This is a genomic window from Microbispora sp. NPDC088329 (genome assembly GCF_040685655.1).
Classification (GTDB): Bacteria; Actinomycetota; Actinomycetes; order Streptosporangiales; family Streptosporangiaceae; genus Microbispora.
Genome location: NZ_JBFBIP010000008.1, coordinates 120,553 through 133,413, shown reverse-complemented (window position 1 = coordinate 133,413; position 12,861 = coordinate 120,553). Strand labels below are relative to the sequence as shown.

General features: G+C 73.4%; 10 protein-coding genes. 6 read left to right on the top strand and 4 right to left on the bottom strand.

From position 1 onward, the window contains the following. Positions 1 to 121: 121 nt before the first annotated feature. The 6 genes from AB0O28_RS17475 to AB0O28_RS17450 all read left to right on the top strand — a co-directional run bounded on the left by AB0O28_RS17475 (position 122) and on the right by AB0O28_RS17450 (position 8,129). On the top strand, positions 122 to 844 hold the full coding sequence (locus AB0O28_RS17475; protein ID WP_363641190.1) for a histidine kinase: 723 nt from the start codon (positions 122 to 124) through the stop codon (positions 842 to 844). Between the two features lie 481 nt (positions 845 to 1,325). Then, on the top strand, positions 1,326 to 3,941 hold the full coding sequence (gene lanKC, locus AB0O28_RS17470; RefSeq protein WP_363641188.1) for a class III lanthionine synthetase LanKC: 2,616 nt from the start codon (positions 1,326 to 1,328) through the stop codon (positions 3,939 to 3,941). Positions 3,942 to 3,947: 6 nt separating this feature from the next. After that, positions 3,948 to 4,073 (top strand): SapB/AmfS family lanthipeptide, encoded by a 126-nt coding sequence (locus tag AB0O28_RS17465; RefSeq protein ID WP_357045027.1) that lies wholly within the window; start codon positions 3,948 to 3,950, stop codon positions 4,071 to 4,073. 61 nt (positions 4,074 to 4,134) lie between these two features. After that, a complete protein-coding gene (locus AB0O28_RS17460) occupies positions 4,135 to 4,269 on the top strand; it encodes a SapB/AmfS family lanthipeptide (protein WP_363641186.1) in 135 nt (44 codons plus the stop codon). A gap of 102 nt (positions 4,270 to 4,371) precedes the next feature. After that, on the top strand, positions 4,372 to 6,243 hold the full coding sequence (locus tag AB0O28_RS17455) for an ABC transporter ATP-binding protein (protein ID WP_363641184.1): 1,872 nt from the start codon (positions 4,372 to 4,374) through the stop codon (positions 6,241 to 6,243). Next, a complete protein-coding gene (locus AB0O28_RS17450; RefSeq protein WP_363641182.1) occupies positions 6,240 to 8,129 on the top strand; it encodes an ABC transporter ATP-binding protein in 1,890 nt (629 codons plus the stop codon). Before AB0O28_RS17455 ends, AB0O28_RS17450 begins: the two co-directional genes overlap by 4 nt. Here the strand turns inward: AB0O28_RS17450 and AB0O28_RS17445 are convergent. From AB0O28_RS17445 to AB0O28_RS17430, 4 genes are all read right to left on the bottom strand, one after another. Further along, positions 8,031 to 8,687 carry a response regulator transcription factor gene (locus AB0O28_RS17445; protein ID WP_363641180.1) on the bottom strand — a complete coding sequence of 219 codons (657 nt, stop codon included), beginning with the start codon at positions 8,685 to 8,687 and terminating at the stop codon, positions 8,031 to 8,033. The genes AB0O28_RS17450 and AB0O28_RS17445 overlap by 99 nt on opposite strands. Positions 8,688 to 8,878: 191 nt before the next feature. Then, positions 8,879 to 9,799: a hypothetical protein gene (locus AB0O28_RS17440; RefSeq protein WP_363641178.1), complete on the bottom strand. Its 921-nt coding sequence runs from the start codon at positions 9,797 to 9,799 to the stop codon at positions 8,879 to 8,881. Positions 9,800 to 9,968: 169 nt separating this feature from the next. After that, positions 9,969 to 10,916: a hypothetical protein gene (locus tag AB0O28_RS17435; RefSeq protein ID WP_363641176.1), complete on the bottom strand. Its 948-nt coding sequence runs from the start codon at positions 10,914 to 10,916 to the stop codon at positions 9,969 to 9,971. A gap of 79 nt (positions 10,917 to 10,995) precedes the next feature. After that, positions 10,996 to 12,837 carry an AMP-dependent synthetase/ligase gene (locus AB0O28_RS17430; protein ID WP_363641174.1) on the bottom strand — a complete coding sequence of 614 codons (1,842 nt, stop codon included), beginning with the start codon at positions 12,835 to 12,837 and terminating at the stop codon, positions 10,996 to 10,998. Positions 12,838 to 12,861 lie beyond the last annotated feature (24 nt).

Genomic DNA, 12,861 nt, shown 5'->3' with positions numbered 1-12,861 from the left:
TAATAGGACCTACTTTGATATGAATGGACTGGCCATATTTCCTGATCGGTATGCAATGATCTGACGTGTGTACCGAATGGCGAGGCCGATGTTACGGCAAGGATGACTGGAGGGTCGTTACTTGCCCCACTTGCCGCACATCGCCCTGCTCGCCCTGCTCGCTCTCCTCGGTACGCTCCTGATCGCCGCGTTGCTGGTCCTCGCGGTCCGTCTGCGCCGGCTGCGCGTCATGCAGGCCGAGGCCGTACGGCAGGCGGCGGCAGAAGCCCGTGAGCAGTTCGGCCGCGACGTGCACGACCTCGTGAGCAGCCGCCTGTGGCTGGCCACCCTGCGCAGCGAACTCGCCTACCGGCTCGCGGACGACGACAGCCCGCTGCGGCCGGCGCTGGCCGACGTGGTGCAGTCGATCCGCCAGGCGTCCGCCGACATCCGCAACGTGACCCGCTCCTTCCGGGACGTCTCGCTCGCCTCGGAGCTGGCCAACGCCCGCGCCGTGCTCCGGGCGTACGGAACCGACTGCAAGATCGAAACAGCCGACGCCGAGCTGGGCGACGAGGTGAGCGCCGTCCTCGCGATCATGGTGCGGGAGGCGGTGACCAACGTCCTGCGTCACAGCAGGGCGACCCTGTGCACGATCGAGATCGTCGTGCGGGGCGGCGTCGCGACACTCACCGTCGCCAACGACGGCGTCGACCCCACCGCACCGCCCGGCGACGGCACCGGCCTGGGCAACCTGCGCAAGCGGGCGGCAGCGCTCAACGGCATGGTGGGAACGGTCCTCGACCCCGACGGCTGGTTCCGCCTCGTCGCCGAGATTCCCCGCAGGGGCGGCGACCGCCGCTGACGCCGCCCGCACCGCGGCCGGCGTCGTGCCGGACCGGCGAAGGCCGCCCCGGGCCCGGTCGTTTCCGTTCCCCCGCGTCGCCGGGGCCCGGCATGGCCCCGGACCGCGAACTCCCGGCCGCGGGGACCACCTCGCCCATCCCGGCCGGCCCACGCCGGGGTCGCCCGGCCAGGGCGGCGAGGCGCCCCGACGCCCCTCCCCGCGCTTCGAGCGCCGGCCGCGCATCACCCGATCCCCTGCACGCACCCGTCACCTCCCCCGCCGGTCGCGGCCCTTACCGCCGCCGCCGCCTTTGACCAGTCACTTGACCGAATACCTCGCCTGGAACCCCAGATTTGGCCGTCAACGGCATCACCATCGACCCATGACTGCGTCACGGTTCGTTATATGCGGATTTCACATAGCGCAGTTGACGGGCGTAACTAGGCCCTTCTCTTCATTTCCGGAATTCTTTGATGTGACCGGCCTAAGGGGACATCTGGTGATTAGTAAGTACGAGATTTACTGCCTCGCAGATCCCTTCTTCTACGACACCCTCGACGCCAAGCGCGCGGAGCATCCCGACTTCGCCATCGCCGCCCGGCCCACGCCCGACGGATGGGCGCACCTCGCGGGCGAGACCTGGCTGCACTACGCACCGGCCTGCGCGAAGCTGCCCACACAGGGATGGAAGATCCACATCTCCTCCTCCGTGCCGGAGGCGGAGCGGGTGATCGCGGCGGCCTGGGACTACTGCGTGCCCCGCGGGCTGGCCTTCAAGTTCCTGCGCGGCCGGCGCGTGATGACGATGCAGAACTCCAAGTACGCCTTCCGCGGGTCGAGCGGCAAGCTGGTCACGATCTACCCCGTGGACGAGGCCCAGCTCGAGCTGACCCTCAAGGAGCTCGCCGAGATCCTCGACGGCGTCGCGGGCCCGTACATCCTCAGCGACCTGCGTTACGGCGAAGGGCCCCTGTTCGTCCGGTACGGCGGGTTCGCCGAGCGCCACTGCCTCGACGAGAACGGCGAGCGGGTGCTCGCCATCGAGGACGCCGACGGCACGCTCGTCCCCGACATGCGCGGTCCCGCGTTCTCCCTGCCCTCCTGGGTGCCCCTGCCGGCGTTCCTCGAACCGCACCTGGCCGCGCGCAACGCGGTGACGCTCGAAGGCGTGCCGTACGCGGTCGACAGCGTCCTGCACTTCTCGAACGGCGGCGGCGTGTATCTCGGGCGCGACAAGCGCACCGGCGAGAAGGTGGTGCTGAAGGAGGCCCGCCCGCACGCCGGGCTCGACGTCGAGGGACGCGACGCCGTCACCCGGCTGCGGCACGAGGCCGCCATCCTGGAGCGCCTGGCCGGCCTGGACGCCGTGCCCGCCCTGCACGACTACTTCACCGTCGGCGAGCACCATTTCCTGGTCCAGGAACACATCGACGGCACCTCGCTCAGCCAGCTCATCGCCCAGAAGCACCCTCTCACGCGGGCCGACCGCACCCCGGAGATGGACGCGGACTACACCGAGTGGGCCGTCGGGATGCTCGCCAAGGTGCGGGCGGCGCTGTCGGCCCTGCACGAGCGCGGGGTGGTGTTCGGCGACCTGCACCCCTTCAACATCCTCGTCGAGGACGAGCGCGTGGTGCTGATCGACTTCGAGGTCTCCTCACCGGTCGAGGAGCACAGACGGCCCACGCTCGCCAACCCCGGTTTCGTGCCGCCGCGCGAGCTCGCCGGCGTCGAGGCGGACGAGTACGCGCTGGCCTGCCTGCATCTCGGGGTGTTCGCCCCAATGACCACCATGCTGCTGCAACTGCACCGGCCCAAGGCCGCCCAGCTCGGCCGGCTCGTCATCGAGACGTTCCCCGTGCCCCCCGCGCTGATCGAGGACGCCGTACGGACGATCCTCGGACAGAACGCGTCCGCGCCGGAGCCGAGCCGGCTCCCGCGGCCGGGCCGTTCGCGGGAGGGCTGGCCCGACGTGCGGGAGGCGCTGACGACGGCGATCCTCGCCTCGGCGACGCCCGATCGCGAGGACCGGCTGTTCCCCGGCGACATCGTTCAGTTCGAGCCCGGCGGCGGGGTGAGCCTCGCCAACGGCGCGGCGGGCGTCCTGTACGCACTGGCCGCGACCGGGGCCGGGCGCTTTCCGGAGCACGAGGAATGGCTGCTCAGGCAGGCCGCCAAGCCCGGCATCGGGCCCGGCTTCTACAACGGCCTCCACGGCGTGGCGTACGCGCTGGACGCGCTCGGCCGCCGCGAGGACGCGCTCGACGTGGCCGAGCGGTGCGCGCGGGAGTCGTGGGAAGGGCTGGACCTCAGCCTCTACCGGGGCCTGTCCGGCGTCGCCCTCGCCCTGATGCACCTGCACGACGGGACCGGCGAACCCCGGTTCCGCGAGCGGGCCGCGCGCCTCGTGACGAAGGTCGCCGACCGGCTCGGAGGCCCGGACGACGTCCCCGAGATCAGCGGCGGCAGGTACCCGCACGCGGGGCTGATGTACGGCTCGTCGGGACCCGCCCTGATGTTCCTGCACGCCTACGAGCGCACCGGCGACCCCGGGCTGCTCGACCTCGCGGCCACCGCACTGCGGCAGGACCTGCGCCGGTGCGTCGGCCGCGAGGACGGCCAGCTCCAGGTGCAGCAGGGCTGGCGGACCAACCCCTACCTCGACGAGGGGTCGGCCGGCATCGGCCTGGTGCTGGACCGCTACCTCGCCCACCGGCACGACGAGGTCTTCGCCGAGTCGCTGGCCGCCATCCGGCCGGTCACGACGCTGCGCTACTACGTCCAGCCGGGGCTGTTCGCGGGCCGGGCCGGCATGATCGCCTGCCTGTCGTCCGGCTCCCGCCCCGACCCCGAGGCCGCCGCGGCGCAGATCGCCCGGCTGGCCTGGCACGAGCTTCCCCACCAGGGCGGGCTGGCCTTCCCCGGAGCGCAGTTGCTCCGCATGTCCATGGACCTCGCCACAGGGAGCGCCGGCGTGCTGCTCGCGCTCGGCACCGCGCTGCACGACGAGCCGGTCGGCCTCCCGTTCCTCGAGCCCCCCGGACGGTCCCAGGCGCAGGGGCCCCTGCGCACCGCCGCCGGGTCATCCGTCCCGACCAGCCCCGTAAGGAGGTGAACGCACATGGCGCTCCTCGACCTGCAGACCCTCGAGGCCCCCGGTGGCCACGGCGGTGGCGGCGGCAGCAACCTGAGCCTGCTCGGGTGCACCCCGCACGAGAACAGCAGCCTCAGCCTCATCTGCGGCTGACGGACCCTCCGGTGAACACGAACTTCAGCCTCATCCCGGCTGACGACACTCATACAAGGAGATGATCGAAATGGCGCTTCTCGACCTGCAGACCCTCGAGGCCCCCGGTGGCCACGGCGGTGGCGGCGGCAGCAACCTGAGCCTGCTGGGCTGCACCCCGCACGAGAACAGCAGCCTCAGCCTCATCTGCGGCTGATAGCACGCTGAGGGAGTCCTGGGCGGTCGTCGCGGCCGCCCAGGCTTCCGCGTTTCCGGCGCCGTCCCGCCCTCACCCCCGACCTCGCTTATGGAGGACCACGTGAGCTCTCGTCCGGCGGACCTGCTGATCGCGCGGGCCGTACGGCGCGGCGGCCCCTGGCTCGCGGCGCTGAGCGCGGCGGCGTTGCTGGGCGCCGCGGCCGACCTGCTGCTCCCCGCGGCGCTCGGCGGCGCGGTCGACGCCGTGGTGCGGACCCAGGCGCGGGACGCGGAGGGGGCACAGGCCGGCGCCGGGCTCGCCGGGCCACTCACCGGGCCACTCACTGGGCCACTCACCGCAGCCGCGCTGCTGGTCGCGCTGGTCGTCGCGTGTGACGCGCTGCGCGTGCTCGCGGCCGGTGTGAGCGGTGCGCGGGCCGCGCAGTGGCTGCGCTCCCGGGTCGTGGCCCACACCCTGTCCGTCGGCGCCGGCATGACCCGTCACTTCACGCCGGGTGAGATCGTCACCCGGGCCGGGGTGAACGTGGAGGAGGCCGGGCGAACCCCCGAGGCCGTGGTCACGGCCGCCACCCTGATCATCCCGGCGGCGGGCAGCGTCGTCGCCCTCGCGCTGATCGACCCGTGGCTCGCGGTCACGCTGGTGGCCGGGCTCCTGCTGATCGTGGCCGTGCTGCGCGCGTTCATGCGCAGGACCACCGCGGCCTCCGGCGGCTACCAGCAGGCCCAGGGGGAGATCGCGGCCATGCTCGTCGGCGCCCTGGCCGGGGCCCGCACCATCACCGCGGCCGGGACCGAGGACCAGGAGGCCGCGCGCGTGCTCGCCCCGCTCCCCCGCCTGAGTGCTCACGGCATGGCGCTGTGGCGGCTGCAGGCGCGGGCCGGCGTCCAGGCCGCCGTCGTCGTCCCGCTCCTGGAGATCGCGGTGCTCGCCGTCGGCGGGCTGCGCCTGTCGGCCGGCGGCCTCACCGTCGGGGAGCTGCTCGCCGCCGCGCGCTACGTCGTGCTCGGCGCGGGCCTGGGATCCGCGCTCGGGTACGCCGCCCGCATCGCCCGCGCCCGGTCGGCCGCCGGGCGCCTGGAGCAGTTGTTCACCGTGCCGCCCCCGGGATACGGGGACCGGCCGCTGCCACCGGGCCCGGGGGCCCTGGAACTGCGCGAGGTGACCGTACGGGTCGACGGCGCACGCGTGCTGAGCGGTGTCAGCCTGGTCGTGCCCGGCGGCACGTGCACGGCGATCGTGGGCCGGTCGGGCTCGGGCAAGTCGTCGCTGGCCGCCGTCGCCGGCCGGCTCGTCGACCCCGAACGCGGCGCCGTCCTGCTGGACGGCGTGCCCCTGCGGGAGATCGGCAGGGAGCCGCTGCGACGGGCGGTCGGGTACGCCTTCGAGCGGCCCGCGTTGTTCGGCGAGACGCTGGGTGAGGCCGTCGCCTTCGGGCTCGCCGCGCCGGACGCGCCCGACCGGCCGCACGCCGGCCGCGCCCCAACCACGTCGCCCGGGGACACGGTGCCGGCTGACACGGCGCAGGCCGACACGGCGCGAGCTGACACGGCGCGAGCTGACACGGCGCGAGCTGACACGGTGCGGGCGGCGGCGGCCGCGGCCTGCGCGGACGCCTTCATCCGGCGGCTGCCGCTCGGGTACGCCACCCCGGTCGGCGAGGCGCCGATGTCCGGGGGCGAGATCCAGCGGGTGGGCCTCGCCCGCGCGTTCGCGCAGGCCGGCCGGCTGCTGATCCTCGACGACGCCATGTCGAGCCTGGACACGGTGACCGAACGGCAGGTCGGGCACGCGCTCACCGGGCGCCTGGCCGGTCACACCCGCCTGGTGGTGGCCCACCGGGTGGCGACAGCGGCGCAGGCCGACCAGGTCGTGTGGCTGGAGGACGGGCGCGTCCGCGCGAGCGGCACACACGACCGGCTGTGGGAGGACCCCGCCTATCGGGCCGTCTTCCAGGCCGTGGAGGCGTCGTGAGGCGCCGCACGCCCACAGCACCGCCGGCGGAAGAGGGCGAGCAGACCGTGGAGACGCGCGTGACGGCAGGCCCGGGGACCGGCGCGCGGACCGCCGCACGGGCGGACGCCCGGCGGGTGATCGCGAGCGCGCTGCTGCGCGACCCCTCCCGGTTGCTGTGGCTGGCCTGCTGGTCGCTGGCGGAGGCCCTGCCCGCGCTGACCGGCGGATACGCGATCGCGCGGGCGGTGGACGACGGCTTCGCCGCGGGGCGGCCCGGCGACGGCCTGCTGTGGCTGGGCGTGCTCGCCGCCGCGTGGGCGCCGGCCGCGGTGGCCGCCCGGCGGGTGCTGCTGCTCGTCGCCGGGATCGTCGAGCCGTTCCGCGACGAGCTGCTCCGGCGCGTGGTCACGGGGGCGCTGCGGGCCGGGCGGGGCGGCGACAGCTCGGCGGTCGCCCGGATGAACCATCAGGTCGAGCTGGCCAGGGACGCCCTGGGCGCGATCATCACGGTGGTCAGGACCTTCGTGTTCACGCTGGTGAGCGTGGCGGTGGGGCTGACGACCCTGGCTCCCGAGGTCGTCCCGCTCGTGCTGGCGCCGGTGGCCCTGGGGCTCGGCCTGTTCCTCGTCTCCCTGCCCGCCCTGGCCCGGCGTCAGCGCGAGTTCATCGTGGCCGACGAGCGCACGGCCGCCGCGGTGGCCGCGATGGCGGGCGGCCTGCGCGATGTGACCGCCTGCGGCGGCGAGGCGCGCGTCGCGGCGAGCGTCGGGCGGGAGGTCTCCCGGCAGGCGGCGGCCACGCGGGCGCTCGCCCGGGTGACGGCGTCGCGGACGCTCTCGCTGGCGGTGGGCGCGTGGCTGCCGGTCGTGCTCCTGCTCGCGGGCGCGCCCTGGCTGGTACGCCAGGGCGTCACCGGCGGGGTGATCCTCGGCTCGCTGACCTATGTGATGCAGTCGCTCGCCCCCGCGCTCGGCGGTCTCGTCCAGGGCCTCGGCGTCAGCGGGGTGCGCCTGGCCGTCACGCTGGAGCGCATCCTGCACGCGCCCGGCCCGCCGGTGCCGCACGGCGACCGCGATCCGGACGGGGTCCGCCTGGAGCTGCGCGGGGTTCGCTTCGCCTACGGAACGCGGCGGCACAAGGCCCCCGAGCCGGTGATCGACGGCCTGGACCTCGACGTGCCCGAGGGCGACCACCTGGCCGTCGTCGGTCCGAGCGGGATCGGCAAGTCCACACTGGCCGCGCTCGTCGCCGGCCTGCTGACCCCGGACGACGGCGAGGTCCTGGTCGGCGGGGTCCCGGCCGCGCGCGTCCGTCCGGCCGCCCGCGCGCTGATCCCCCAGGAGGCCTACGTCTTCCCCGGCACGCTGGCGGAGAACCTCACCTATCTCGCGCCGGGGACGCCTCCCGAGCGGGTGGACGAGGCGGTGGCGGCGTTCGGGCTCACGGAGCTCGCGCGGCGCACCGCGGGCGGACCGCTCGACCCGGCCGAGCTGTCGGCGGGCGAGCGGCAGCTCGTCGCGCTGGCCAGGACCTATCTGTCCCCCGCCCGGCTGGTCGTGCTGGACGAGTCGACCTGCCATCTCGACCCCGCGGCGGAGGCGCGGGCGGAGGCGGCGTTCGCGGCCCGGTCAGGCACGGTGATCGTGGTGGCTCATCGGATCTCCTCGGCCCTGCGGGCCCGGCGGGTGCTGGTCATGGACGGCACCCATGTCCTGGTCGGCACGCACGAGGAGATGGTCGCCGCCTCCCCCCTGTACGCCGACCTGGTGGGCCACTGGGAGGGCCGCTGGGAGGACCCGGAGAGGCTACCGGCGGGGGCGGTAGCGCAGGATGCCGATGTCGCGGCCGGCGGCGGGCCACAGCCAGCCGCACTCGGAGGCGATCTGGATCGCCTCGACGCGTGAGCGGGCGCCGACCTTGGTGAGGATGCGGGACAGGTAGTTGCGGACCGTGCCCCGCGACAGCGACAGCCGGTCGGCGATCTCGCCGACGGTGGCGCCGCGGGCCGCGGTCTCCAGGACGTCCAGCTCGCGGGCAGTCAGCGGGTTGCTGTCCGCGTCGAGCGCGGCAACCGCGAGTTCGGGGTCGATGACCCGCTCTCCCCCCGCCACGCGGCGGATGCAGTCCACGAGGTGGCTCGGCGAGGCGTCCTTCACGACGAAGCCGCGCACGCCGGCGTCCAGCGCCTTGCGCAGCGCCATCGGCGTCCCGAGCCCGGTGAGGACGACGGTCCTGCAGGAGGGTAATCGGCGGTGCAACTCGGCGGCGGCGGTGAGGCCGTCGACACCGGGCATCCCGATGTCGAGCACCGCGACGTCGGGACGCCGCAGGCAGCCGAGCCGGACGATGTCCTCGCCCTTGTCCGCCTCGGCCACCACATCGAGGTCGTCCTCGCTCGACAGCAGCGCGACCAGCGCCTTGCGGATGAGGTGCATGTCCTCGGCGAGCATCAGTCGGATCAAGCCAGACCCCCCTACACGCGGTGCGAGCGGGTGCTCGCCCTTGGTGACCGCGACGCTCCACTCACTATGAGGGTTCCGCGCGCACGCCGTGACCTCTCTACCCGAACTGTCACCTTTAATCAGGAACCGCGTCAGAGAAAGCCGGACGCCCGGCCCCCCCGAAACGGGAGCCGGGCGTCCGGTCGGATCTTCTAGTGGCGCCAGACCTTCACGTAGTCGGTCGCCTCGGAACCCTTGAAACCGCGGCCGCCGTCGAACCGCACCGCCCAGGTGCCGGACTTCCAGGCCCGGACCTTGGCGGCGAAGTCGCCGTCGCCCTCGGTCTCGACGGTGTCCACGTACTGCCACCGGTGGGAGCCCGAGGACTGGAAGTAGACCTTCACGTCCTGCGAGCCCAGCCAGCGCCAGTCGTTCCAGTAGTTACGGCTGTCGGAGCAGTAGCGGTCGCCGCCACGACGGCCGGAGAAGTCGTTCCAGTCGTCGTAGTACCAGTCACCCCAGCACTGGGCGACCTGCAGCTTGCCCTTGAGGGTCAGCACGCGACCCTTGCGGACCGGGTTGGGCGTGGCGTCGAAGCCGGCGATGCGGGTCGCCTTCGGACCGGTCGGACGCGGCGAGTGCCATTCGTTGCGCTTCACGGTGAAGGACCGGTCGGCGGTGTACTTCTTGCCGTCGAGGCCGATCGCCTCGACGTGCACCCGGTAGGTGCCGGCCCGGTCGTTGTAGTCGAAGCTCCACGAGCGCGACGCGTGGTCGAACTTCGGACCGTCGTGGCGGCCGTTCTTGCGCTTGCCGAACCAGTGGTCGCCGCCGTGGCCGCCATGACCCCGCGGGCTCCACAGGTCGATGTCGACGCTCTGGACGTCCTTGGTCGTGACCCGGGCGGTGACCTGGGCGGATCGGCCCCTGCTCACCACGACCACGTTCGGGTCGACGTCGACCGACAGGATGCGCGGGTCGGGCGTGTAGGCCTTCCGGGCGTTGTCCGCATGGATGGAGTCGGTCCCGGGCGACGGCGAAGGCGCGACAGGGGCCGCATAGGCGGGCGCAGTCGCGAGCGCCGTGGCGCCCATGGCGACCGCTACCAGGGTGGTAGCGACTCGTTTCACCATGAGGGTAATTCCTCTCCCCGTTCAGGAACGCACCCCCGGTTTGGGGCACGCCTACGTCATAGACGCCACAAGGGAGGGAAAAGTTGCCGGAACTTCTGAATAAAGAGGTTACAAAACGATAACTGTCTCTTATGTCTGGTTTGCAGCCAAATAGGGCATTGGTAGCGTTTTAGGCTTCTCGTTGCGGGCTGGCGTCGGCGGCGTAGCGGGACGTACCGGCATACGCGGCACGCCATGTGCCCTCGCCGTCCGCGCGGACCCGGGCGCTGAACCAGCCGTCCCTCCGGGTGACCGCCTCCCCGACGGTCCTCCACCGGGACGACCCGGCGGGGCGGAAGCAGATCCTGACCCGCTGCCCGGCGAAGGGCCGGTAGTCGACCCTCCCGACCGGATCCACCCGCAGCAGCGTCCCGGTGACGCGTACGCCGTCCCCGTCGCGCGTGACCTTGAGCCCCTCGATCTCGGTCGCCCGGCGCAGGTTGAACTCCGTCCGGGCGACGGCCCGCTCGCCTCGCGCGTTCACCGCGGTCGCGGTGACCGTCCAGGGGCCGCTCGGGTACCACCGCGACAGCGGCTTGTCCGGCAGGAACCGCCAGGTCTCCCACTCCCCCGACGACTCACCCGGCCGGGCCGGCGAGATCCGCCGGGCCGGCCGCCCACGCGGCGGCGACGCGCCCACCACGCCGGGCATCGCGCCGGACGCCAGCCCGCCCAGGCCCGGCAGCGGCACCGCGGGCAGGGCCGCGGGCACGGCGGCGGGCACGGCGGTGCCCGGGCTGACCGGTTCGGGGGAGACCGGATCGGAGGGGACGGACGGCATCGGCACGGCGTCGCCGGGCGAGGGGGTGGCGTCCGGTTCGGGCTCCTTGCCGGGCTCCCCTCCGGGCCCATCGCCTCCCGAGGGGGCACGGCCGGGTTCCAGGACGACCGAGACGCGGTCCGCGCCGCGCGCCACCACGTCGACGACCAGCCGCACCGACCCGCTCGGGCCGACCACCGGGTCGGAGGGGCGCACCTCGACGGAGCGGATGGCCAGGTCGCCGGAGGCGGGGGCCGGCGCGGCCGCCGCCGTCGTCGCGGTCGCGAGGACCAGCGTCGCGAGCAGAGGTCTCATCATGCCCCGTGACCGTACGCACGCCCGCGGGCCGTCCCGCCCCCGACACACTCCCGGCTCGGTAAAAACCGTGTGCGGTGGATCAGCCGGTCGCGTACAGCTCCTCGATCACCTCGGCGTACCTGCCGTGGACGACCCGGCGCTTGAGCTTGAGACTGGGCGTGAGCTCGTCGGTCTCGACCGTCCACTCGACGGGCAGCAGCCGCCACCGCTTGACCTGCTGCACCCGGGCGAGCTTGCGGTTGGCGGCCACGATCGCCGCCTCGATCTCCCGGAGCACGTCCGGATGCTCCGCCAGGTCGGCCAGTGAGCCGAAGGGGATGCCGCGCGCCCGCGCCCACTCGGGCGCCACCTCGCCGTCCAGGGTGAGGATCGCCACCGGATAGGGCCGGCGGTCCCCGTACGCGAGGGCCTGCCCGATGAGCGGGTGCTCCGTCAGATGGCCTTCGATGACGGCCGGGGAGACGTTCTCCCCGCCCGAGGTGATGAACAGCTCCTTCTTTCGGTCGACGATGCGCACGAAGCCGTCCTCGTCGATCGACCCCACGTCGCCGGTGTGCAGCCAGCCGTCGGCGTCGAGGAGCTCGGCGGTCGCCTCGGGCAGGCCGAGGTAGCCCCGGGTGTTGAGCGGGCTGCGGGTGAGGATCTCGCCGTCCTCGGCGATCCGCACCTCGACGCCCGGCTCGGCCCGGCCCACCGTGCCGAGCTTGAACACCTCCGGCGTGTTGACCGTGAAGGCGCCGGTCGTCTCGGTCATGCCGTACACGTCGATGACCTTCAGGCCGAGACCGGCGAAGAACCGCTGCACCTCGGCCGGCATCGGCGCGGCGGCGGTGGCGCACCAGCAGGCCCGGTCGAGCCCGATCAGGGCGCGGACCGTCGACAGCAGCGCGGCGTCGGCCCGTTCGTACGCCTCCCGCACCTCGTCCGTGACCGTGTGGCCATATTGCAGCCCCTCGACGTAGGCGAGCCCGGCGGCCATGGCCGCGCGCACGCTCTCCTGCCGCTCGGGTGGCTGGGCGGCCAGCAGCGCCTGCAGCCGGGCCGTCATCTTCTCCCAGACGCGGGGGACGCCGAAGAACAGCACCGGGCGCACCTGACCGAGCGTCGCGCCGAGGTTCGCCATGTCCGTGCAGAAGTAGACGTGGTTGACCTTGACCAGCGGCAGGTAGAGGCTCAGCACCCGCTCGGCGATGTGGGCGTAGGTGAGGTAGGAGATCTGCGTGCCGTGCATGGGCAGGTCGATCATCCGCTGGGTCGTGACGATCTCGAACAGCACGTTCGCGTGCGTCAGCGGGACGCCCTTGGGGACGCCCGTCGTCCCCGAGGTGTACAGGACGGTCAGCGTGTCGCCGGGGGTCACCGCGCGCCAGCGCTCGTCCACGGCCGCCGGGCCGGCGGCGAGCGCGTCGGCGCCGAGCTTCAGGAACGCCTCCCAGCTCAGGAAGCGCTCGTCGCCCTCGGGGGCGCCCTCCAGCATGATGATCCTCGTCAGCGCGGGCAGCTCGCCGAGGATCGGCTCCCAGCGGGCCAGGTCGGCCGGGCCGCCCAGCACCGCGACGCGCGCCCCGACGTTTCGGGCGACGTACGCGATCTGGTCCGGGGCGAAGGTGGCGTAGACGGAGCAGGGGACCGCGCCCGCGTGGATGGCCCCGAGGTCGGCCAGCACGTGCTCGCTGCGGTTCACCAGCATCAGCGCGACGGCGTCGCCCGGCCGCAGGCCCAGCGCGGCGTAACCCGCGGCGATCTCCAGCACCCTCGCGCGGGCCTCGGCGTAGGTCATCGTCGCCCAGCCGTCACCGGCGGGATCGGAGTAGGCCGGCGCGTCCGGATGCTCCTGCGCGGCCCACCTGAGCTGCTCGCACACCGTCCTGCCCGCGATCTCCCGCTCGATCGCGGCCCGTTCCTCAAGTACGCCGGTCATCGCGCCTCCCGACGGGGCATCTCG